21 protein-coding genes are annotated in these 20,480 nt (G+C 65.9%); 11 read left to right on the forward strand and 10 right to left on the reverse strand.

The genetic code is table 11. The features are described 5' to 3' along the window. Positions 1 to 39: 39 nt before the first annotated feature. The 5 genes from CAP37_RS08065 to CAP37_RS08085 all read left to right on the forward strand — a co-directional run bounded on the left by CAP37_RS08065 (position 40) and on the right by CAP37_RS08085 (position 4,285). Complete coding sequence (locus tag CAP37_RS08065; protein WP_086123702.1) at positions 40 to 882, forward strand: ABC transporter substrate-binding protein; 843 nt, start codon at positions 40 to 42, stop codon at positions 880 to 882. Between the two features lie 12 nt (positions 883 to 894). Then, positions 895 to 1,581, forward strand: a complete 687-nt coding sequence (locus CAP37_RS08070) for an ABC transporter permease (RefSeq protein ID WP_086123703.1) — start codon at positions 895 to 897, stop codon at positions 1,579 to 1,581. A 1-nt stretch (position 1,582) separates the two neighbouring features. Further along, on the forward strand, positions 1,583 to 2,296 hold the full coding sequence (locus CAP37_RS08075) for an ABC transporter permease (RefSeq protein WP_086123704.1): 714 nt from the start codon (positions 1,583 to 1,585) through the stop codon (positions 2,294 to 2,296). Between the two features lie 80 nt (positions 2,297 to 2,376). Beyond that, the gene (locus CAP37_RS08080) at positions 2,377 to 3,459 is read left to right on the forward strand and encodes a succinylglutamate desuccinylase/aspartoacylase family protein (protein WP_256926912.1); all 1,083 of its coding nucleotides are present in this window, start codon (positions 2,377 to 2,379) and stop codon (positions 3,457 to 3,459) included. A gap of 25 nt (positions 3,460 to 3,484) precedes the next feature. Continuing rightward, positions 3,485 to 4,285, forward strand: coding sequence for an ABC transporter ATP-binding protein (locus tag CAP37_RS08085; protein WP_086123706.1), 801 nt, complete (start codon positions 3,485 to 3,487; stop codon positions 4,283 to 4,285). A gap of 3 nt (positions 4,286 to 4,288) precedes the next feature. On the opposite strand, the gene CAP37_RS08090 is transcribed toward CAP37_RS08085, so the two are convergent. Together CAP37_RS08090 and CAP37_RS08095 are read right to left on the reverse strand one after the other, a co-directional pair. Then, a complete protein-coding gene (locus CAP37_RS08090; RefSeq protein WP_086123707.1) occupies positions 4,289 to 6,793 on the reverse strand; it encodes a penicillin acylase family protein in 2,505 nt (834 codons plus the stop codon). A 69-nt stretch (positions 6,794 to 6,862) separates the two neighbouring features. After that, positions 6,863 to 7,807, reverse strand: a complete 945-nt coding sequence (locus tag CAP37_RS08095) for an adenylate/guanylate cyclase domain-containing protein (protein WP_086123708.1) — start codon at positions 7,805 to 7,807, stop codon at positions 6,863 to 6,865. A 327-nt stretch (positions 7,808 to 8,134) separates the two neighbouring features. Here CAP37_RS08095 and CAP37_RS08100 point away from each other — a divergent pair, with 327 nt between their 5' ends. Further along, positions 8,135 to 8,470, forward strand: coding sequence for a hypothetical protein (locus tag CAP37_RS08100; protein WP_086123709.1), 336 nt, complete (start codon positions 8,135 to 8,137; stop codon positions 8,468 to 8,470). Between the two features lie 39 nt (positions 8,471 to 8,509). Here the strand turns inward: CAP37_RS08100 and CAP37_RS08105 are convergent, their stop codons facing one another. Both CAP37_RS08105 and tadA read right to left on the reverse strand, forming a co-directional pair. Further along, complete coding sequence (locus CAP37_RS08105) at positions 8,510 to 9,418, reverse strand: LD-carboxypeptidase (RefSeq protein ID WP_086123710.1); 909 nt, start codon at positions 9,416 to 9,418, stop codon at positions 8,510 to 8,512. Between the two features lie 24 nt (positions 9,419 to 9,442). Continuing rightward, positions 9,443 to 10,822, reverse strand: coding sequence for a tRNA adenosine(34) deaminase TadA (gene tadA / locus CAP37_RS08110; RefSeq protein ID WP_179190164.1), 1,380 nt, complete (start codon positions 10,820 to 10,822; stop codon positions 9,443 to 9,445). Positions 10,823 to 10,906: 84 nt separating this feature from the next. On the opposite strand from tadA, the gene opgC (CAP37_RS08115) reads away from it, so the two are divergent. Then, positions 10,907 to 12,055 (forward strand): OpgC domain-containing protein, encoded by a 1,149-nt coding sequence (gene opgC / locus CAP37_RS08115; RefSeq protein WP_086123711.1) that lies wholly within the window; start codon positions 10,907 to 10,909, stop codon positions 12,053 to 12,055. Between the two features lie 21 nt (positions 12,056 to 12,076). Beyond that, the gene (gene opgC / locus CAP37_RS08120; RefSeq protein ID WP_086123712.1) at positions 12,077 to 13,288 is read left to right on the forward strand and encodes an OpgC domain-containing protein; all 1,212 of its coding nucleotides are present in this window, start codon (positions 12,077 to 12,079) and stop codon (positions 13,286 to 13,288) included. Here the strand turns inward: opgC (CAP37_RS08120) and CAP37_RS08125 are convergent. Together CAP37_RS08125 and CAP37_RS08130 are read right to left on the reverse strand one after the other, a co-directional pair. After that, positions 13,230 to 13,952, reverse strand: a complete 723-nt coding sequence (locus tag CAP37_RS08125; RefSeq protein ID WP_086123713.1) for an SGNH/GDSL hydrolase family protein — start codon at positions 13,950 to 13,952, stop codon at positions 13,230 to 13,232. The two genes, opgC (CAP37_RS08120) and CAP37_RS08125, sit on opposite strands and share 59 nt — an antisense overlap. A 61-nt stretch (positions 13,953 to 14,013) precedes the next feature. Beyond that, positions 14,014 to 14,643 carry an FMN-binding negative transcriptional regulator gene (locus CAP37_RS08130; RefSeq protein ID WP_086123714.1) on the reverse strand — a complete coding sequence of 210 codons (630 nt, stop codon included), beginning with the start codon at positions 14,641 to 14,643 and terminating at the stop codon, positions 14,014 to 14,016. A 92-nt stretch (positions 14,644 to 14,735) separates the two neighbouring features. Between CAP37_RS08130 and CAP37_RS08135 the strand changes: the two genes are divergently transcribed. Then, the gene (locus CAP37_RS08135) at positions 14,736 to 15,296 is read left to right on the forward strand and encodes a hypothetical protein (RefSeq protein WP_143435902.1); all 561 of its coding nucleotides are present in this window, start codon (positions 14,736 to 14,738) and stop codon (positions 15,294 to 15,296) included. A gap of 78 nt (positions 15,297 to 15,374) precedes the next feature. Beyond that, entirely contained in the window at positions 15,375 to 16,298 is a 924-nt protein-coding gene (locus tag CAP37_RS08140; protein WP_086123716.1) for a RibD family protein, read from the forward strand. Here the strand turns inward: CAP37_RS08140 and CAP37_RS08145 are convergent. Genes CAP37_RS08145 through CAP37_RS08160 form a run of 4 tightly spaced genes read right to left on the reverse strand, consistent with a single transcriptional unit; the run spans position 16,295 to position 19,608 of the window. Continuing rightward, complete coding sequence (locus CAP37_RS08145) at positions 16,295 to 17,119, reverse strand: hypothetical protein (RefSeq protein ID WP_086123717.1); 825 nt, start codon at positions 17,117 to 17,119, stop codon at positions 16,295 to 16,297. The two genes, CAP37_RS08140 and CAP37_RS08145, sit on opposite strands and share 4 nt — an antisense overlap. Further along, complete coding sequence (locus CAP37_RS08150) at positions 17,116 to 18,162, reverse strand: glycosyltransferase family 4 protein (protein WP_086123718.1); 1,047 nt, start codon at positions 18,160 to 18,162, stop codon at positions 17,116 to 17,118. Before CAP37_RS08150 ends, CAP37_RS08145 begins: the two co-directional genes overlap by 4 nt. Next, on the reverse strand, positions 18,159 to 18,590 hold the full coding sequence (locus CAP37_RS08155) for a 6-carboxytetrahydropterin synthase (RefSeq protein WP_086123719.1): 432 nt from the start codon (positions 18,588 to 18,590) through the stop codon (positions 18,159 to 18,161). Before CAP37_RS08155 ends, CAP37_RS08150 begins: the two co-directional genes overlap by 4 nt. A 16-nt stretch (positions 18,591 to 18,606) precedes the next feature. Continuing rightward, the gene (locus tag CAP37_RS08160; RefSeq protein ID WP_086123720.1) at positions 18,607 to 19,608 is read right to left on the reverse strand and encodes a zinc-binding alcohol dehydrogenase; all 1,002 of its coding nucleotides are present in this window, start codon (positions 19,606 to 19,608) and stop codon (positions 18,607 to 18,609) included. Positions 19,609 to 19,697: 89 nt separating this feature from the next. Between CAP37_RS08160 and CAP37_RS08165 the strand changes: the two genes are divergently transcribed. Further along, complete coding sequence (locus CAP37_RS08165) at positions 19,698 to 20,477, forward strand: CDP-alcohol phosphatidyltransferase family protein (protein ID WP_086123721.1); 780 nt, start codon at positions 19,698 to 19,700, stop codon at positions 20,475 to 20,477. Positions 20,478 to 20,480 lie beyond the last annotated feature (3 nt).

Genomic DNA, 20,480 nt, shown 5'->3' on the forward strand with positions numbered 1-20,480 from the left:
CATTTGGCCGGCCTCGAGGCTGGTCGCTGAAAGACGCACATGAAACATCTTCTTTTGACCCTCAGCCTGATCGGCGCCGCAACGCTGGTGGCTTGCGGCAAAACCGAAACGCCGGCACCTGTGGCTGCTCCCGCACCCGCAGCGGCGCCTGCCGCCGCGCCGGCACCTGCAGAAATGCCCGAACTCAAGGTTGCCATCGACCCCACCTACGAGCCGTTCACCTTCAAGACCGCCGATGGCAAGCCCACCGGTTTCGACGTCGACATCGCCGAGGCGCTGTGCAATGAGATCAAGCGCAAGTGCACGTATGTCGAACAAGTCTGGGACAGCATGATCCCCGGCCTGCAGGCCAAAAAATACGATGTCATCGTCAGCTCGATGTCCATCACCGAAGAACGCCAGCAAGTGGTGGATTTCACCGACAAATACTATTTCACGCCCAGCCGCATCGTCGTGAAAACCGGCACGCCCTTTACCGATCTGGCCTCGCTCAAAGGCAAGAAGATCGGCGTGCTGAAGGGCAGTACCCAGGAGAAATACGCCATGGGTGAGCTCAAGCCCGCGGGTGCCAGCATCGTTCCCTACGAAGCCCAGGACCAGGTCTATCTGGACATCAAGTCGGGCCGTCTGGACGGCACGGTGGCTGATCAGGTGGAAGTCAACGGCGGCTTTCTGAGCAAGCCCGAAGGGGCCGGGTACGGCTTCGTGGGCCCGGTGCTCAACGAAACCAAGTACTTCGGTACTGGCGTGGGCGTGGCGCTGCGCAAGGAAGACACGGCGCTGAAGGATCAGCTGAACACCGCCATCAAGGCCATTCGTGGCAATGGCGTCTATGAGACAGTGAGCAAGAAGTACTTCGACTTCGACGTCTACGGCAACTAAAAGCCCGGCGCCTTGACCGGCTACCACGCCTCGATCCTGCAAGGCGCCCTCCTCACGGTGGGCGTCTCGCTGGCTGCGCTGGTGGTGGCCATTCTGCTCGGGCTGCTGGGCGCGAGCGCCAAGCTCTCAGGCCGTCCCATTCTCGTGGGGCTGGCCACGGCGTACACCACCCTGGTGCGGGGCATCCCTGAACTGGTGCTGATGCTGCTGATCTTCTACGGCGGCACGATTGGCCTGAACAAGCTGCTCGAGGCCATGGGCAGCCGTGCTTCGGTGGACATCAACCCGTTCCTGGCGGGCATGCTCACCATCGGCTTTATCTACGGCGCCTACATGACGGAGACCTTCCGGGGCGCCATCCTTTCGATTCCCAAGGGCCAGATGGAAGCCGGTTGGGCGTTCGGCATGAGCCCGTTGCGCACTTTCCTGCGCATCACCGCACCGCAGATGGTGCGCTACGCCCTGCCCGGCTTCACCAACAACTGGCTGGTGCTGATCAAGGCCACGGCGCTGGTGAGCCTGATCGGCCTGCACGAGATGACGTATCTCGCCAAGCAGGCCAGTGCGGCCACGCGTGAGCCGTTCACGTATTTTCTTTTTGCGGCCGCACTGTTCCTGATCTACACCACGATCTCGCTGTGGGCCTTGCGCTGGCTGGACCGCCGCTTCAGCATGGGCGTGAAGCGGGCGCGAGCTTGACATGAACTGGGAAGTCATCTTCCGCCCCAGCACACTCGCCATGTATGGCGAGGGGCTGATCACCACGCTGTGGCTTCTGCTGTCGTCGCTTGGCGTGGGTGCGGTGCTGGCGCTGTTGTTTGCCTTGGCCCTCACCAGCTCCATCGCGCCGTTGCGCTGGCTGGTCGGGGCCTACACCTATGTGATCCGGGGCACGCCGCTGCTCATTCAGCTCTACCTTATTTACTACGGCCTGGCCCAGCTTGACTGGATCCAGGCGCGCTGGAACGACATCTGGCCGTGGACGCATTTCAAGGAGCCCTTCTTCTGCGCCCTGCTGGCTTTCAGCCTTAACACCGCCGGCTACACGGCCGAGATGATTGCCGGCGCCATCCGGGATACCGCGCCGGGCGAGATCGAGGCCGCACAAGCGATGGGCATGAGCCGCAGCCTGGCGCTGCGCCGCATCGTGCTGCCGAGTGCGCTGCGGCGCACTTTGCCGGCCTACAGCAACGAGGTGGTGATGATGCTGCACGCCACCAGCCTGGCCAGCACCGTGCCGGCGATGCTGGATGTGACGGCTGCGGCCAGCCGCATCTACTCAGACTTTTACCTACCGTTTGAAGCCTACTTGTTCGCGGCGGGGATTTACCTCACCATCACGTTCAGTCTGGTGGGCGCGTTCAAACTGGCCGAACGCCATTTTCTGGCTCACCTCGCGCCGAGAGCGCACTGAACCGCGAACAGGTCCCAAGCGGCATGCAGCGAATCGAACACCCTCTGCCGAGCCCGAGCCTGGGAAGCCAGAAGACCCTGGTGAGCTTCCACTTTGGCTCGCCCGACGCCAGTCCCAAGGTCTACATACAGGCCAGCCTTCACGCCGAGGAACTGCCCGGCATGCTGGTGGCGCATCACTTGCGTGAACACCTGCAGGCCGCCGAGGCCGAGGGTCGCATTCGTGGCCAGGTGGTGCTGGTGCCTGTGGCCAACCCCATTGGCCTGGCGCAGCGCCTCGACCACAAGGCCATGGGACGTTTCGAGTTCGACACGGCGCAGAACTTCAATCGCCATTACCCGGACCTGGCCGAAGCGGTGCTGGCCGACGCCATGAAGCAGCTCGGGCAGGACGCGCGAGCCAACGTGGCCACCGTGCGCTCACTGGTGGGCCAATGGCTCAAATCGTGGCAACCTTCCAGCGAGCTTGAAGGCCTGCGCCGGCAATTGCTGAGGCTCTCGCACGACGCCGATCTGGTGCTTGATCTGCACTGCGACTGCGAGGCGGTGATGCACCTCTACAGCGAAGAAGCCTGCTGGCCACCGCTTGAGCCGCTGGCCCGCCTGCTGGGCTGCCGAGCCGTGCTGCTGGCGCGCGAATCTGGCGGCGGACCATTTGACGAGCGCCTCTCGGGCCTATGGTGGCAACTGGCAGACCGGCTCAAGGCCGCTGGCGTGCAGGTGCCCCTGCCGCAGGGGTGCGCCAGCACCACCGTGGAGCTGCGCGGCGAGGCCAACGTTTCTCACGCACTCGCACGGCAGGATGCCCAGGCTCTGCTCTCTTTCCTGGAACACAGTGGCGTGATCGCCACCGCAACGCTGCCCGCACTGCCGGCCCTGCCCTGCACGCCCACGCCGCTTTCGGGCTCACAAACGCTGCATTCACCGGTGCCCGGCGTGCTGGTGTTTCTGGCCGCACCCGGCGCCCGGCTGGCCGTGGGCGATGTGGTGGCCGAGGTGATCGACCCTACCGCGCCTGAGCAGGCGCGGGTGCACCCGGTGCGCGCCGAAGTGGCCGGGGTGTTGTACGCCACGGTGCGCGAACGCTACGTGGTCGCTGGGGGCGAGGTGGGCAAGATCGCCGGCGCCACCCCGTTCCGTTCGGGCAACCTGCTCGGCGCCTGAATCCGATTCCAAACTGGCCATCCGCATGACCACCGAAACCCCCACCCCACGCCCCGACGCTCGTCCCCTGCTGGAGGTGCACGACATCCACAAACGGTTTGGCGACAACGAAGTGCTCAAGGGTGTTTCGCTGCAGGCGCGCGCGGGCGATGTGATCAGCCTGATTGGCAGCTCGGGTTCGGGCAAGAGTACGCTGCTGCGCTGCATCAACCTGCTGGAGAACCCGAACAGCGGGCGCATTGTGCTCGGCGGCGAAGAACTGCAGCTCAAGGCCGACCGCCACGGTGAACTGCGCGCCGTGAACGCCGCACAGCTGCAACGCCTGCGCACCAAGCTCGCCATGGTGTTCCAGCATTTCAACCTCTGGGCCCACATGACGGTGCTGCAGAACATCATCGAGGCGCCGGTGCACGTGCTGGGCATTCCCAAAGACAAGGCCGTGGAAACCGCCCGCCGCTACCTGGAACGCGTGGGACTGCGCGGCGTGGAAGACCGCTACCCCTCCCACATGAGTGGAGGCCAGCAGCAGCGTGTGGCGATCGCACGCGCGCTGTCGGTTGAGCCCGACGTGATGCTGTTCGACGAACCCACCAGCGCGCTCGATCCCGAACTGGTGGGCGAGGTGTTGCGCGTGATGAAGCTGCTGGCCGAAGAAGGCCGAACCATGGTGGTGGTCACGCACGAGATGGGCTTTGCCCGCGAGGTGTCCTCGCACCTCATCTTCCTGCACAAGGGTTGCATTGAGGAACAAGGCGTGCCGGCCGAGGTGCTGACCCGCCCCAAGAGCGAGCGTCTTGCCCAGTTCCTTTCGGGCAACCTGAAATGAACTTCAGGGTTTGAGTTCGAGCGCCGACTTCCACTCAACCGGGTTCATGCTCAGGGCCCGGTACTGAACTCCTCCCCAGGCTTCGCTCATGTCGCGGTAGCGGCTTGAAAACACGTTGCCGCTCTGCCCCGTCTGGTAAATGAAGCGCGAGTTGTCCAGGTTGGCCAGGTCGTAGATGGCGCGCAGGCTGGCGGCGTGTCGGTTGGCGTACGGTGCGTCGAGCTTGTCCAGGTGGTACTGGCCCACGTTCACGGTGAACGGATCGCCGCCCGTGGGCCTACGCACCTCGAAGAAGTGGGCGAGTGGCTTCACATTGCTCAGCGGACGGTGGATCGAGATCGCAGGGTGTGCATCGCCCCAGCGCCAGGCCGACACGTCAGCGCCATGCACTTTCTGCAAACGGTCCAGCGCATCGGCCAATGCTGCGCTGCTGGCCGAAGCGCAACCTGCCGCGCCGCACCAGCTTGAGTCGTCGCGCTCCAGGACGCCCTCGATGGTGTTGCGGAACAACCGCTTGCCGTACATGGCCTCGAAGCGTTCCTTGCCGAGGCGCCCGCCAACCACCCGGCGAGTGAATGAGTCGGCCCAGGCCGAGTAGATCAGCGGCGCCGCGCGGTCGGCGCTCATCACGCCATCGAAGTCCTTCAATGCAGCCTGCGCGGCGGTGGCCAGCGGGTGGTCGGACGTGGTCTTCTGCAGGAAGTGAAGCAGGCGCAGCGTGGCTTGCGAGAACTGGTCTGCATGCATGGCCTGGAAAGACTCGACGGTGTGGCTCGGTGTTTTTTCGAGCAGCGCTTCGATGCGTTCCTGGCGGTAGGGTGCCGCCCAGTCCTGGGTCAGAAAGTGCGGGTAGTCCGGACCGTGAATTCGCTGGTTGGCGGTGGCAATCCAGCCGCGCGCGCCATCGTCCTGTGGCGTGTCTTCAAACGGCAGCCAGCCTTGCCAGTCGTAACGTGCGTCCCAGCCAGGCGCGGGCGCCACGCCCCGGATGTCGTTGGCCGGCGAGCGCAGCGGGATCTTGCCCACCGCCTTGTACTGGATACGACCGCTGCGATCGGCCATCACCACGTTCTGCATCGGCGCATGGAACTCACGCATGGCGTCGACCAGTTCGGCCACCGAGCGCGCCTGGTTGGACTTCATGGTGGCCACCACGTTGCGGTTGTCCGCGTCCAGCGCCGTCCAGCGCAGCGACAGCACGAAACGGGTGGTGTCGAGCACCTGCGCGTGGTGCGCCTGGGCGTCACTCAGCACCGGGCCGTGGCGCGTGCTGCGCACCGTGTGGATCACGTCCATCTGACCCTTGACGCGAATGGTTTCCGTGCGCGTGTTGAAGGCTGCCCACGCCATTTCGCTGCCGCTGCCAGGCACGCGGTATTGCGATGGATTGGCGGGGTTGATCTGCTCCAGGTAGAGGTCCTGCACATCGGGGCCGGTGTTGGTGAAGCCCCAGGCCACTTCGGCCGTGCGGCCCAGCACCACGAAGGGCGTACCCGGCAAGGTGGCACCGATCACGTCCATGCCTGGCATGCCTTCAACCGCCGGTGCCTGCAGCCGCGCAAAGTACCAGATGGCGGGCGCGCTCAGGCCCAGGTGCGGGTCGTTTGCCAGCAGGGGCTTGCCGGTGGCACTGCGCGAGCCCGCCACCACCCAGTTGTTCGAGCCCTTGCCCTCCACGTCGCCCAGCCCTTCCGTCCAGCGCTGCATGTCTGCGCCGATGCGGGCCAACAAAGTTTCACGCAGGCCTTCAGCCGGCTGTGCCGTGGGCGCGGCGCTGGTGGTCACGGGTGCCGAGCGGTACACGCCCATACCCTTGTACAGAGCCGCGAGATCCGCCGATGCAGCCGGCTGCTCACCTGGATAGGGCGGGAACAGCTCCCAGAGCGCCTTGGTGTCGACCACCTTGAGCGCAGAGAGTCGCGCGAATTCGTTGCCCCAGTTACCCCCGAGGTCGAGTGCCATCATGATCGACCAGCCCACGCTGTCCAGAGGGTCCCACCAGGTGCCCGCTTTCGCCTCTTCGGAAGGGTCGATGCCCAGCAACAGAAACTCAGGCGTCAGGGCCTGGTTCTCCTGAGCAAAAAACGCGTTGATGCCCGCGCTGTAGGCTTTCGCGGCTTCCTTCGCTTCGGGCGGCAAACCGTCGAATTGGGCACGCGCCGCCTCGCGGATGCCCAGCGTGCGCATGAGCCGGTCGGTCTCCAGCGTGGCCGGGCCCAGCACTTCCGAGAGCTGGCCTCGCATCACGCGGCGGTTGAACTCCAGTTGCCAGCCACGCTCCTGCGCGTGCACGTAGCCCATGGCCATCCAGGCGTCGGTGGGGCGGCTGGCCAGAATGTGGGTCACGTCGCTGGCATCGCGCTGCACCTTGACCGGCGCAGAGAGCCCCGGCAAAGCCAGTGTTCCCGACATCTGGGGCAAGCTGCGCTGCACGTAAAACGCCGCCAGCGCTATCAGCAGCACCAGCACGAAGCCCAGCAGGGCCGCCAATCGTCTAATCCAGCGCACGGGTTGTCTCCTGCGTCGCCCCGAGTCCGGCGCACCGGTCCGAAGCGTTTGTTGTGGTGTCTGCCGGGTCTACTTGCGGACCAGGCCGTGACCAAGGGAAAAGGTGCCGTCCACCAGCTTGAAGCTCACGGTGGGCGCGCTGAAATCGCTGAAGGGCGCGCCCATGGCGATCTCGCCATCGCTGTGCAGCAGGCATTCCTGGCGGCGCAGTGAAATGGCGTTATCGCCGCCTGCGAAACGCACCCAGGTGCCATAGCTGCTGATGTCTTCGAGCACGTAGTTGCCCGAGCGGATGTCGATCGCCGCGTGCAGGCGCGAGACGCGCGGATCGCTGACGATGAAATCGGCCTCGGGCACACGCCCTATCTTCAGCGGCAGATCGGTGATGTTGAACGCGTGGGTGGAATCCAGCCAGGCGAGTTCGATACCGCCGAACATCGACTCGGTGGAATTGTTCAGCGCATGCAGGTCGGCCGGCAAGGTCAGGAATTCGGAGAGCATCTCGGGCTGCCATTCCACGCGGAACACTTCACAGGGCTCCACCCTGCCCTTGATGCGCATGGGACCCAGGCTGCGGCTGCGCACACCGTTTCGAGGGCCGAGCTTGCGGATGACGGTGTCGGTGGCCATGATCTGCTCGGGTCCGGCCAGATCGCTCAGCCGGGAAGCCACGTTCACGGCATCGCCGAAACAATCGCCGTCGACCACCACCACCTGCCCTCGTGCCATGCCGATCTGCATCTGCAGCTTGAGTCGGTTGGGCCACTGGGCCACGCGCTTGGCGTGCTCCTGCTGGATCTGCACCATGCTTTCCACCGCGCTGCGGTTGTTGGAAAACGAAAGCAGCACCCCGTCGCCCAGCATCTTCACCACCTTGCCGCCGCTTTCGACACCAATCGTGCCGATCCATTGCGTCAGTTTGGTCACGGCCTTCGTGGCGCGGTCGTTACCCAGTGTTTCAAACACGGAGACGCTGCCGGTCAAGTCGACAAAAGCAATAGTCAGTTCGGCCATAGGACGGAGGAATATGCGCTGGATTACAACACACCACCCCCGGTATTCTGAGAGCGAGCGCGACCCCGATCCATACCCCGCCTGGCGGCTTGACAGGCCTCCCTTTTGTGCCCCGAAAACCATTCGACACGCCGCGCCTCTTGTGCCCACCTGCAACCTTGGACGCATGAAAAGGTATTACACACTTCAGCCTCAGTCTGAATAAACCCCTGTAAACGTTTGATTTATCTGTTGTTTTTCGACTTTGGTGCAAAATATGTCATTGCAAGACACAGGAAACGGGACGTATCCTGTATCCAATTAGTACAAAGTCGTTGAGGCCACTCCATGCGCTGGTTCAAACCCGGTATCCGCAACAGCATCTCGGCGCTACTGAGCCCCGAATTGCGAAAAGACTCGACCGAAGCTCTGGAGCCGGTTCGAGAAGCGATGCTGGCCGCCCTGGGGGAAGAAGGCATCAAGGCCAATCCTCAGCTCACCCGCAAGCTCAAATACCTGCACGATGCACACGCCCTGTGGTTCGCTCGCGCAGAGATGGTGGCGGTGCTGAGCCAGATGCACGGTGAGGCGCTGGCGGTGCACCGTGTTCAGAGCCTCTCGCCCGTGTTTCAGGGCCTGGTGCCCAAGAGTCTCATGGACTCCTGCCGCATGAGGGTTCGATAAGCCCACCCCCGCGGCATTTCTGGAAAAACTCCCCTCCAGTCAGCCCCAGTAAATGAGGGCGTCGCGCCCTTCGACCATCAAGTCGACTTTGCGTCCCACCGGCAGCAGCACCTTGGTCTGCACGTGCCCGAACGGCAAGCCGGTGAACACCGGCGTTTTTGTTTGCGTGCGCAGCCACGCCACCACGCTCTTCATGTTGAATCCCCGGTCGTAGCCAGGCACCAGCTTGAACCGGTTGAACGAACCCAGCAACACCGCCTTTTGCCCGCCCAGCACGCCGGCGTTCAAGAGTTGCGTGAGCTGGCGCTCCACGCGGTACGGGTGTTCGTTGGTGTCTTCCAGAAACAGGATGCCGCCCTTGATCTTTGGCAGATAGGGCGTCCCCACCAGCGAGCAGATGACGTTGAGATTGCCACCCCAAAGCGTGGCGCCGCGCACGCGCAGCACCGACTCTTTCAGTGCGTCGCCCGCCGGCAGCGTCCAGCCCGCGCCCTCGCCGTGTCCCACCAGCAGGTCGTCGAAGCAGGCCTCCATGATGTCGTCCGGTGCCTCGGCGCCAAAGTCTTCGCCCAGTGCGGGGCCAGCCCAGGTCACGCCGCCGGTTTTGGCGAGCAAAGCCATCTGCAACGCAGTGAAGTCGCTCAGGCCCACAAACTGCGTACCGCGCTCGATGGATTTGGTGATCTGCTTGACTGGCAGGGCACCGAGGATGCGCGTGAGCCCATAGCCGCCTCGCGAGATCAGCGCCACGTCGGCTCCGCTGGCCGCCGCGCGGCCGATGGCGGCCAGGCGCGTCTCGTCGTCGCCGGCAAAGCGCATGTGGCTCTTGAGCGCCGCCTCGTCGAGCTCCACCTCGTGCCCGAGCTTCTTCAACCGGGCCACGCCGCGCCTGAATGCGGCCTTGTCGCGCACGGCGCTGGAGGGGGAGTAAACGTAAATGTGGCTCATGTCGTGCAGTGCAAAAGGTCCCGATTATCCGGCGGTGAAATGGCGGACCGCGGCTTGCGCGATGGCCTCGCCGTGCTCCTGAACGAAGTGGCCCGCCTGCGGCAGGAGCATCGGCTCCGGGCAGCCCCGGATCTGCGCCTGAAGGTGGCGCATCACCGGCTCACCCAGCACGGGATCCTGCTGGCCAATAGCCATGAGGCTGCGTCCTTGCCATTCGTGCTGCCAGAAATCGCGCGCCCGGCGCGAGGCGGCCGCGCCGTCGTCGTCAAGATGCTCGGGCACCAATGCCGGAAACGCCCGCAATGCGGCGCGGTGGCCCCGGTCCGGGAACGGTGCCTCATAGGCATCGCACTCGGTGGCGCTCATCTGCGGGTTGCCGCGCGCGAACAGCCGCGACACGTTGAAATCTGGGTTCTGGGCGCACATGGCGCGCCACGCCAGAAAACCGGGCGAGAGCGGAGCTTCGCCGGTGGCCAGCGTGGTGTTCATCACCAGCAGCGCCTGGTATCGCGAAGGCGCGTCCATGGGCAGCGTCAGGCCCAGCAAGCCGCCCCAGTCCTGAACCACCAGCACCACGCGCCGGAGGTCCAGCCGCTCGATGAACTCAAGCAGCACCTGCCGGTGCCACATGAAGCTGTGCGCGCCCTCCTTCTTGGGCTTGTCACTGCGACCGAAACCAATGAGGTCGGGCGCCACCACACGGTCACCGTTGGCCAGGAAGGTCGGGATCATCTTCCGGTAGAGGTAACTCCACGCTGGGTTGCCGTGAAGGCAGAGCCAGGTCCGCGGCGCGTTTGAATCGCCTTCATCGAGGTAGTGCAGACGCAGGCCCGCAAGCGAGGGGAGATCGCTCAGGTAGTGTGGCGACCATGGGTAACCGGGCAGCGCCTCGAAGCGCTGGTCGGGTGCACGCAAGGCGTCTTCCCGCAAAGGATGGAGATTCACACGGCGCTCCTTGAAAAATTCGCGCAGCGGCGCAGCGCATTCCGCCGCCAGCACACCGCCCTGCACCTGAGTCTGGTGGTTCAGCTGGGGCTGGGCAAAAAGGTCCAGCACCGAACCGGCCGCTCCGGTCTTGGGGTCGGTTGCGCCGAACACCACGCGGGCCAGCCGCGCATGCAGCAGCGCTCCGCTGCACATGGGACAGGGCTCCAGGGTCACAAACAGGGTGCAGCCATCGAGCCGGTAATTGCCCAGCGCCAGGGCGGCGGCGCGCAAGGCAACCATCTCGGCATGAGCCGTGGGGTCGTGGCTCGCGATGGGGGCATTGCGCCCGGAGGCAATGACCCGCCCGTCTTTGACCACCACCGCACCCACCGGCACTTCGCCGGCTTCAGCCGCGGCGCGGGCCTCTGCGATGGCCAGGCGCATGAAAGCCTCGTCGTCGGGCATGAAAAAAGACATGCCCGCCAGTGTAGGCGAGGCCTCCGGGCGCACTGGGCCTCTGGCATGATCGCGGGTTCTTCTGGTTTACCCTGATTTTTCCCCATGCCGCAACGCCGCTGGGAGCTTGATGCCCTGCGCGGTCTCATGCTCGTCCTGATGACACTGACCCACATGCCAACGATGTATTCGTTGCCATCGGGCCAGCCTTTCGGGTTCGTTTCTGCGGCCGAGGGTTTCGTGTTCCTCTCGGCTTTCATGGCCGGCAAGGTATATGGCGCCCGCGCGCGGCGCGACGGCGTACCTGCCATGCAGACCGCGTTTCAAGAACGCGCGCTGCGGCTCTACCTGTGCCAGCTCGGTTTGCTGGTGCTGGCCTTCACGCTCATCGCCTGGCTGGGTGTGCGCAACCAGCAGGGAGGTGTGACCGGCCTGCTGGAGTATTTCTTCATCGATCCACGCGCTGCCGTGGTGGGTGCAGCCTTGCTGATTCACAACCCACCGCTGCTGGACATCCTGCCGCTCTACATCGCGCTCATGCTGTTCAGTCCCTGGCTGCTGCGCCTGGGCTTGCGGCAGGGCTGGCGCGGTGTGCTCGCGGCCAGTGCGCTGTTGTGGCTGGGCGAGCAATGGGGCCTGGGCCAGGCCGTCTACGAACTGATCGCAGCGCTCACCGGCTTGCCGATTCCCTACCGCGAAACGGGTGCCTTCCACTGGCTGGCCTGGCAGGCGCTCTGGGTGGTGGGTCTGTGGCTGGGTGCGCGGCAACACCCCTTGCCGCGGTTCCCGCACTGGGTGCTGGCGCCGGCCGCACTCTACGCGCTGGTCATGCTGCTGTGGCGCCACGTGGCCGGGCAGGACCCGATGCCTGGCGTGTCGGCAGTGGGCCTGCTGCTCGACAAATGGTCGCTCGGGCCCCTGCGTGTGCTCAACTTCGCCAGTGTGTTCGTGCTGCTGGTGTCTGCCGGTCCCTGGCTGCGGACGGTGCTGCCGCGCCCGTTGCCGCTCGAATTGCTCGGGCGGCATTCCCTCTCGGTCTTTTGCGCCCACATCGTCATTGCGTTGCTCACGCTGGCCTTCTTCGGCTCCACCCAGGTGGTGCGGCCCTGGAGCACCGACGTTGTGCTGCTGGCGGGCGCCTTCGCCGGCCTGTTTCTGGTGGCCCTCGGTGTGCAAGCGCACGATCGTCAGGGCGGGTTTCGATCAAAGTCGAGGGATGGGAACTTCAAGCCCCGCGTGGGCACGATCACCTGATTTCACCTCGGAGCATCGCCCATGAGCCAGGACGAGCGTCGGTGGGAGCTCGATGCCTTGCGGGGCCTCATGCTCGTGCTGATGACGCTGACCCACCTGCCCACCCAAGTGTCGGACCCAGCGGGACAACCGCTGGGCTTCGTGTCGGCGGCAGAGGGCTTCGTGCTGCTGTCGGCCTACATGGCGGGCATGGTGTACAGCGAGAAGGCCTACCGACAGGGCGAGGCCGCCATGAAGTCGGCCTTCTTCAACCGCGCTCTCAAGCTCTACGCCTGCCAGCTGGCGCTGCTCTTGTTCGCTTTCACCGTCATTGCCGGCATTGGCCTCGTCACCCGCGAAGATTCGGTCACCGGCCTGCTGGGTTTCTTTCTTGAGAAGCCCATGGTGGCCGTGGTGAGCGCCAGCCTGTTGCTCTACAACCCGGCCCTGCTCGACATCCTGCCGATCTACATCGTTTTCATGCTGATCAGCCCGGTCATCCTCCTGCACGGCATGGAGCATGGTTGGCGCGGCGTGCTGCTGTTGAGTCTCCTGGTGTGGCTGGGCGCGCAGTTTGGTCTCGGGCCAGCGCTTTTCCATTGGGCCACCGGCTGGTTCAGCATGCCGCTGCGCTACCAGGATCTGGGCGCCTTCGAGATCCTGGCGTGGCAGTTTCTCTGGGTGCTGGGCTTGTGGATGGGCGCGATGCACAGCCAGCCCGACCATTCACCCACGCGATTCCCGCGCTGGATGGTGATGGTGGCGCTTGCCGGCGCGCTCACCGCGTTTCTCTGGCGCCACGCAGTGGGCCAGACGCCCCTGCCCGGCAACCCGGGCATCAACCTGCTGTTCGACAAGTGGCAGCTTGGCCCGCTGCGCCTGATCAACGTGCTGGCCCTGCTGCTGCTGGCGATGCACTTCGCGCCCACGCTCAAGAGGTGGTTGCCGCGCGTGCCGGTGCTGGAAACACTGGGCAAGGCGGCCCTGCCGGTGTTCTGTGCCCACCTCGTGCTGGCGCTGCTGGGTCTGGCCGTTTTCGGTGCCGCACGACCGGAACGGCCCTGGTCAGTGGACCTGCTGATTCTGTTCGTGGGCTTCTACGGCCTGTGGGTGGTGGCCAGGCTGTCTATGGCGCGCGACCGCCGGCTGGCGGCTCGCCGTGCGCGTGCCCTGCGGGCAGCTCAAAAAACCAGGCTCAGACTTTCAGGTGCGCTGCAATCACCCGTTGCCACAGGGCATAGCCTTCGGCGTTGAGGTGCAGGCGGTCGCTGGAGAACAACTCCCCCCGCGGCTGCCCATTGGCATCGAGCATGAGCGAATACACGTCGATGAACTCCAGTTGCGGCTCGGTCTGGCTGTAGGCGCGGATCAGCTCGTTGGCCTCTCGCACCAGAGGCAGCAGGCCCGCCCGCGATGGGCTGGGCTTGATGGAGACAAAGGCGATGCGGCTGTTGGGCAGATCGGCCTTGACCGTCTGCACGAAGGCGGTGAAACGTTCCAGCACCTCCTGGGGCGAGGCACCTTCAGCAATATCGTTCTCGCCCGCGTACACCACCACCATTCGCGGCTTGTAGGGCAACACCAGGCGGTTCACCAGCTTCACGCAGTCGAGCAGCTGCGAGCCGCCAAAGCCGCGCTTGATCACCACCGGCTGGTCGGCGAAGCTGGTTTCCAGATCGTTCCAGAGCCGGATCGATGAACTTCCCACGAACAGCACCCCGCCCGGCAGGGGAGCCTGGCGCAGGTCGGCCGCCGCAAAGGCCTCCAGACTGGCGTGCCAGCGGGCATCCACAGCGGCGGTCGCAAGCTCCGGCGGTCTGGCGTCCTGAGCGTGCGTCGGCGCCAGAAAGCCGATGACCACGAGGCCAGCGACTGCCAAGGGCAGATACAGGACGGAACGCAAAGAGAGCATGGGCATGGTCGGCAGGCAATTCAAGAGCGGCAAGGACCGGGGGTGGAGCGCCCGGTTCGCCGAAAGTTCACCCTTGTTGCAGTGTACCCGGCCCCAGGCGGCGCATCCAGCCGGCCAGCGCCTGTTCGTCGGGGCTGCCGGTTGCATAGGCCGCGTGAAGCGCCGCGTGGGATTCGGGCCGGTGCTGATTGATCTTCAGCTTGCACTGCAGTTCGGTCACGCGCAGCTCGAAGGCCACGATGCCCCGCATCAGCTTCTGCTGAAACTCCTCGTCCAGGCCGCGCCACTGGTCCGCATACGCCGGATCGTGTTCGTGAATGAGGTGCTTGAGCAGGCGGTCCTTGTCCTCGAACCGATCCACGGCGCTGGCCTGCACGGTGCAATGCACCGCCAGGTAATTCCAGGTCGGCACACGCGCCAGATCGGGGTAGACACGCGGTGTCATGTAAGCGTGGGGTCCCATGAAAGTAACCACGGCCCTGGGCCGCTCGAGCAGATATTTCGCATGCGGATTGGGGCGCGCCACGTGGCCCAGCAGCACCAGTGCGTCGCCCTCTTCCACCAGATGCAGCGGCAGGTGCGTCACAAACGGCAAGCCTTCGTCGTCGGTGGAGACGAGACTGGCAAACGGGTGGGCACGCATGAGTTCACGAGCGATGGCGATGTCTTTGGCAACGAACTGGGGCGGCAGGTACATGACGGCGGCTCGGAGTCAGGAGAATCGCAGTGTATGCCGGCCCCTTTTTCCACCGCTGGTGCGATGATGTGCGACCCGAAAAAGGCCTCGCCATGACCTTCCTTCAACACCCCGCTTTCCAGAGCCTCGTGCTGCCCGTTCTGCTTGCACTGGCAGCCATCGCGCTGCTTCGGCTGCTCGGTGAACGCTGGTCGTCACTGGGCGCCGCGTTGGGCCTGCTGCTCGCCCTGGCGGTGTGGCCTGGCTTCGACTGGCCCGCCAGCTCTCGCGCACAAACCATTCCCTGGGTGGTGTTGGCGGGGCTGCTCGCTGCAGCGCTTGCAGTGGGCCTGAACGCACCTGGTACAAAGCCACTGCGTCGCGGAAGCGGCCTGCTGACCATGGCGCTTGTTACCGTGCTGGCGATCGCGCTGGCGGTGTGGGCCGGGCTCGGAGGCTCGTTGCTGCTGGCGCAGCTTGCGCTCATGGTGGCCAGCGTGGCCGGCGTGGCCTGCCTGTGGGCTTGGCGCTCCGCGTCCGTTGTCCCTGTCGCGCTGCTGCCGCTGGTGCTGGCCGGGCTGACCATTGCCTTTGCGCAGGGCTCGCAGGCACCCGCTAGCCCGGAAGGCGGAGCCGACCGGGACGACCCCTACTACACCCCGAAGTGGAAATGAATCCCCGAGCCCCGAGCGATTTCTGGGGCCTTTCCGGGCATTTGGCTGGCACCCGAAGTGCGATGAGATGATGCGCCCATGCCGACACTCGCGCTGCACTCCTCCCCACCCGAGGCCGCCAACGACCGGGTCACAGACATCCCGGCCGACTGGCCGCTGATCTGGCAGCAATTGCTGCAGGCGCGCGATGGAATCGCGACGCCGCGCCTGCGCCACTCCGTGGAAGGCGGCTGGTCAATGAAGGGCGATTGCAGTGCGCGCGCCGAGGCCTTGTTCAGAATTTACAAACCGTTGCTCGATGCCCGCGAGCGGCGGCGCCAGCACCAGGAGGCGAGTCCCTGGGTGGTGGCCCAGCTCGGGCAGAGCCTGGACGGTTTCGTGGCCACGGCCACCGGCGATTCCTACTATGTGAACGGGGCCCACGGCCTGCTGCACCTGCACCGATTGCGCGCACTCTGCGATGCGGTGGTGGTGGGTGCGGGCACGGTGGCCACCGACAACCCGCAACTCACGACGCGTCGTGTGCCAGGGCCACAGCCGATGCGCGTGGTGATGGATCCTCACGCTCGGCTCGATGGTCGCTCTCGCGTGTTTCGCGACGACCAGTCGCCCAGCCTGTGGGTGTGCGACACCCGCTACGCGGACACAGCACGCGAACGCCTGCAGGACGCCCCGGCCTCGGCGCAGGTGCTGGCGGTGGATGGGCTGCTGGACCCGCGCAACCCCACCGCCTGCTACCGCGCCGAGCGCGCCGTGGAGGCCCTCAGCCATCACGGTCAGCGGGTGCTGTTCGTGGAGGGCGGAGGTGTCACTGTGTCGCGCTTCTTTGGCGCTCGCGCCCTTGATCGGCTGCACCTGGTGGTGGCGCCGGTGCTGATTGGCAATGGCCGTCGCGGTCTGCAGGTGCCCGCCCGCGACGTGATGGTGGAATGCCCTCGCCCACCGGCACGCACGCTGCGCCTGGGCGACGACATGCTCTGGGACCTGGATTTGCGCAGCTAACGCGGCCAGGCCAGCACGTCGACATGGCCCACGCGCAGCCGGGTCGTCGTTGCCAGGTCCCGTCGACGCGCCTGCCAGCCGCGCACAGCAGCGGCCTGGCCCGCGTCCTGCTCCACGGCGGCGTCGGCCATGCCATCGATCAGGCTCTTCAGCAAGTACGGGCCGGCGGCATCCCGAAGGCCATTCACCCGCCAGTCGCTGCGCGCTTGCACAACGCTGTAGCCTGCCTTGCGCAGGGCCGGCAGCAGTGTGTTCGCGGCTTGGGCACCCAGCGCAGAGCCCAAACCCTTGTCGCGCCGCTGGTGCCCCGCGAACAGCGCGGCCACCTCCTCATCCAGCGGGTCGCGGGGTTGCCAAAGGTGGCGCCCGTCGACACTGAGCGCGAGCAGCAGCGGCACGCGCGCCGAGGCGCAGGCGGCCACGAGGCGTTGCAGCCACGCGGTGCCCACGAGGTCGAGCAGCGCCGAGGCGGTTACAAGGTGGGCGGCGTGCCAGGGCAGTGTTTCGAGCGAGGCCATGAGGTCGAGCCGCTGACGAAGGATGGCGACGCCGCTTGCCGGATCGGGCACGCGGCGAAGCAAGGAATCGTCGTGATCCACCATCAGCCATTCCTGCGGACCTTGCAGGTGCGGTGACAACCAGCGCTGGTTGGCACCTGTGCCACAGGCGAGGTCGATCACACGCCACGGGGTGCCCGCTGGAGGACGCAGCGCGTCCAGCCGGGCGCCGAGTCGCAGGCGGACCGCCGCTTCTGCCCGGGCGGCGGCGTCGAAGGGTTCGCGCAGGCTCAGCCAGTCGGCGCTGAAGGTCTCAGTGCTCATGTCAGTTGCTCCAGCACGCGGGCAAAAGCTGAAGCTTGCCGGGGCCAGTCCGGCAAATCCTGCGCCGCCGCGCGGGCACCGGCCGCGAGCCGTTCGCGCAGGGCGCCGTCGGTGATGACACGGCCCAGCGCAGTGCGCAAGGCAGCGGCGTCGCCCGCATTCACATGCAGCCCCGCTTGCGCTGGCAGCGTGTGCGCCAGCGCGCCTGCGTTCGTGGCCACCACAGGCAGCCCGTGGGCCAGCGCCTCGGCCACCACCATGCCGTATCCCTCATGCAGTGAAGGCAACACGAACACATCGGCCTCGGCGTACCGTGCCTGCAGGGCGGCGTCATCGAGTTCGCCGTGCCAGTGCACGCGCGCACCGAGTGGCTGCGCCTGGGCCATCAGTGCCGCTGCGGTTTCGGGGTCGCGCTCGGGGCTGCCCACGTTGTGCAGTTCCCATGGCGCATCGCAAAGGCCGGCTAGCGCTTGCAGCAACACCTTGTGCCCCTTGCGCGGGGTCAGCGTGGCAACGCAGAGAAGTCGCACCGGGCCAGGCGACCGCGTTTGTGGTGGGCGCGGTGGCACGGGATCGGTGCCGGGCTCCACCACGGCGATGCGCCGCGCCTCTACACCCATCGACATGAGGTCGTCCACGGTGACGCGGCCCGACGCCACCACCATTCGCGCCAACTGCAAGGCATCGATTTCGGCCAGCCTCAGGCGTGTTCGGGCAGCATCGTCCAGCCCGGTTTCTCTGTACAGCGGGTGATGCACGAGCGCCACCCAGCGCAGGCGCGCGGCGTGTGGCCGGATCTCATCAGCCAGCACCGCGTAGGCCAGGCCGTCGGCCAGCACCAGCGTGTCGTCGGCCAGCGCGGAAAAAACCGCGGCGGCTGCCTCGCGCGCAGCGCCGTCGGGCTCGGGCCAGTTGCCGGCCAGCTGACGCACATCCACAGACCACCCCGTCTGGCGCAGCTCGCTCGAGAGCCGGCGGTCGTAACCGTAGCCACCGGTGCGCACGTTCCAGTCGCCCGGAACGAGAAAGACGAAGGATTTCATGCCGGGTGCGCAGGCAGCTTCCCCTCGTACGCCGCCCAGGCCACGTGCGATTCGTGCAGCGTCACGCGCATCTGCCCCAGCCCTGGCCCTTGCGCGGTGGGCAGCGCCTGCGCGCCCATGGCGCCGGTGGCAATGCGCGCAGCGACGCGGTCGAATATGACGCGCGCCAGAAACTCGGTGGTGGTGTTGCGCCCTTTGAACTCGGGCGCTTCGTCGAGGTTGCGGAAGTTGAGTGCCGCCAGCTCCTCACGCAGCACCTGCGTAGCAAGCCCGATGTCGACCACGATGCCGTCGGCATCCAGCGCCTCGCGGCGCATTTCGAGGTCCACCACATAGGTGGCGCCGTGCATGCGCTGCGCGGGCCCGAAAACCGCGCCCTGGAAGCTGTGGGCGATCATGAAATGGTCTCTGACGTTGACGGCGTACATCGTTGTTCTCTCTTTCTCAGTCTGGGAAATCAATGCGGTGACACAGCGTTTGTGGGGCGGTGGGACCGGCCAGCCGGGCCAGCACCTCGGGCAATTGATTGAACGGCGCGCTGTCAGTGATCAGGCGATCCAGCACGGGATCGGTGAGCAGGGAAAGCGCCAGCGCGAGCCGCCTGCGGTGGCTCCAGCGCCCCCGCTGTGCCGGTGCCACATGGCCCACTTGCGAGCTCTTGAGCGTGAGGCGTTGCGAATGGAAGGCTTCGCCCAACGGCACGCTCACTGCGCGGCTGCCGTACCAGCTGAGTTCCAGCACCGTGGCCTCAAAGGCCGCCAGGCGCAGCGCAGTGGCGAGCCCCGCAGCCTGACCACTGGTGTGAAACAACCATTCAACCCCGGTGCGAGCGTCGCCGGGAAGGCTGAAGCTGGCGCCCAACGCCTGCGCCAGCGCTGCGCGTGAGGGCTCGGTGTCGATCACCTGCACCTCGCAGCCAGGCAGGCGCGCGGCCAGCCAGGCCACAAGCAGGCCCACGGTGCCACCTCCCACCACGGCGATCCGATCGCCCAGGCCCGGTGCAGCATCCCAGAGCGCGTTGAGCGCGGTTTCCATCTGTGCAGCGAGCACAGCACGCGCGGCCGGTACACCCTCGGGCAGCGTAACGACGGCGTCCGCGTTTACCTGGTAGCGCGTCTGGTGCGGGTAAAGGCAGAACACGGTGCGGCCAAGCAGGTCTGCCGGGCCAGCTTCGACCACGCCGACGTTCACATAACCGTACTTGACGGGGCCGGGAAAATCGCCTGCCTGAAAGGGAGCCCGCATGCGCTGCCATTCGCTCGGAGGCACCTCGCCGCGAAACACCAGCCCTTCGGTACCCCGGCTCACCGCCGTGTGCAGCGTGCGCACCCGGACATCGCCTTGTGCCAGTGGCGGCAGGGTTTCGTGGCGGATCTCGGCCTGGCCGGGTGAGACGACCCAGCAGGCCTGCGCGGCCACCAATGGTTGATCAGATTGGAAGGACATGAACGAAATGGGGAATGGTGAATCCGACGGGCTGTGCGTGCCATGATCCCGCCAGCCCTCCGTCCACCTGCTTCTGACGCCTGCATCTTATGTCGCAGCCAATAACCCCCAACCACGCTGTCACGCTCGCTGGCGCGGAGCGGTCTGCGCTGAGAGCGGACGCCGCAAGGTCCCTGGGCGCCGCCCTGGCGCTCTCGGCTGTGGCTGCCGTGGCGTTGGGCGCCGCCGGTGGGTTGGGAACAGATTTTTCACTCAAGACCTTGATGCTTTTCGGCGTGCTCCTCTGGCTGGTGTGGCACAGCCTTTTTGGCCCCGGGCAAGCGCGCCACCCGCATGGCCGCTTCGGCAGTGCCAACCGCGTCACCCTGCTGCGGCTGGGGGTGTGTGCGCTGCTTGCCGCGTTGCTCGGCGAGCAGTTGCCCTCCCTGGCCTGGTGGGCGGTGGTGGTGCTGGCCAGCGCCACCGCGCTGCTCGATGCGGTGGACGGCCCGCTGGCCCGACGCAGCGGCCTCGCCAGCGACTTCGGCGCGCGCTTCGACATGGAAACCGACGCCTTCTTCACACTGGTGCTGTGCGCGCTGGTTTGGCAGGCCGGCCAGGCTGGCGTCTGGGTACTGGCCAGCGGCCTCATGCGATACGCCTTCGTCGCGCTGGCAAAGGTGTGGCCCTGGCTGAACGGCGCGCTGCCGCCGAACCGGCGTCGGCAGACGGTGTGTGTGGTGCAGATCACCACGCTGATCGTCTGCCTTGGACCCATCGTGCCGCCGCTGTTCGCGTCGGCGCTGGCGGCCATCGGCCTGGCGCTCCTCACGCTGTCCTTCGCCATCGACATCCGGTTCCTGCACCGCGCTCAATCCAAGGAGATCTGAACC

Source organism: Hydrogenophaga sp. IBVHS1, from assembly GCF_002127265.1.
Classification (GTDB): Bacteria; Pseudomonadota; Gammaproteobacteria; order Burkholderiales; family Burkholderiaceae_C; genus Hydrogenophaga.

Excerpts from the sequence above, each read along its gene's own strand:
- CAP37_RS08065 (WP_086123702.1), top strand. The coding sequence starts at position 40 with ATGAAACATCTTCTTTTGACCCTCAGCCTGATCGGCGCCGCAACGCTG.
- CAP37_RS08075 (WP_086123704.1), top strand. The coding sequence starts at position 1,583 with ATGAACTGGGAAGTCATCTTCCGCCCCAGCACACTCGCCATGTATGGC.
- CAP37_RS08085 (WP_086123706.1), top strand. The coding sequence starts at position 3,485 with ATGACCACCGAAACCCCCACCCCACGCCCCGACGCTCGTCCCCTGCTG.
- CAP37_RS08095 (WP_086123708.1), bottom strand. The coding sequence starts at position 7,807 with ATGGCCGAACTGACTATTGCTTTTGTCGACTTGACCGGCAGCGTCTCC.
- CAP37_RS08100 (WP_086123709.1), top strand. The coding sequence starts at position 8,135 with ATGCGCTGGTTCAAACCCGGTATCCGCAACAGCATCTCGGCGCTACTG.
- CAP37_RS08105 (WP_086123710.1), bottom strand. The coding sequence starts at position 9,418 with ATGAGCCACATTTACGTTTACTCCCCCTCCAGCGCCGTGCGCGACAAG.
- tadA (WP_179190164.1), bottom strand. The coding sequence starts at position 10,822 with ATGTCTTTTTTCATGCCCGACGACGAGGCTTTCATGCGCCTGGCCATC.
- opgC (WP_086123711.1), top strand. The coding sequence starts at position 10,907 with ATGCCGCAACGCCGCTGGGAGCTTGATGCCCTGCGCGGTCTCATGCTC.
- opgC (WP_086123712.1), top strand. The coding sequence starts at position 12,077 with ATGAGCCAGGACGAGCGTCGGTGGGAGCTCGATGCCTTGCGGGGCCTC.
- CAP37_RS08125 (WP_086123713.1), bottom strand. The coding sequence starts at position 13,952 with ATGCCCATGCTCTCTTTGCGTTCCGTCCTGTATCTGCCCTTGGCAGTC.
- CAP37_RS08130 (WP_086123714.1), bottom strand. The coding sequence starts at position 14,643 with ATGTACCTGCCGCCCCAGTTCGTTGCCAAAGACATCGCCATCGCTCGT.
- CAP37_RS08135 (WP_143435902.1), top strand. The coding sequence starts at position 14,736 with ATGACCTTCCTTCAACACCCCGCTTTCCAGAGCCTCGTGCTGCCCGTT.
- CAP37_RS08140 (WP_086123716.1), top strand. The coding sequence starts at position 15,375 with ATGCCGACACTCGCGCTGCACTCCTCCCCACCCGAGGCCGCCAACGAC.
- CAP37_RS08145 (WP_086123717.1), bottom strand. The coding sequence starts at position 17,119 with ATGAGCACTGAGACCTTCAGCGCCGACTGGCTGAGCCTGCGCGAACCC.
- CAP37_RS08150 (WP_086123718.1), bottom strand. The coding sequence starts at position 18,162 with ATGAAATCCTTCGTCTTTCTCGTTCCGGGCGACTGGAACGTGCGCACC.
- CAP37_RS08155 (WP_086123719.1), bottom strand. The coding sequence starts at position 18,590 with ATGTACGCCGTCAACGTCAGAGACCATTTCATGATCGCCCACAGCTTC.
- CAP37_RS08160 (WP_086123720.1), bottom strand. The coding sequence starts at position 19,608 with ATGTCCTTCCAATCTGATCAACCATTGGTGGCCGCGCAGGCCTGCTGG.
- CAP37_RS08165 (WP_086123721.1), top strand. The coding sequence starts at position 19,698 with ATGTCGCAGCCAATAACCCCCAACCACGCTGTCACGCTCGCTGGCGCG.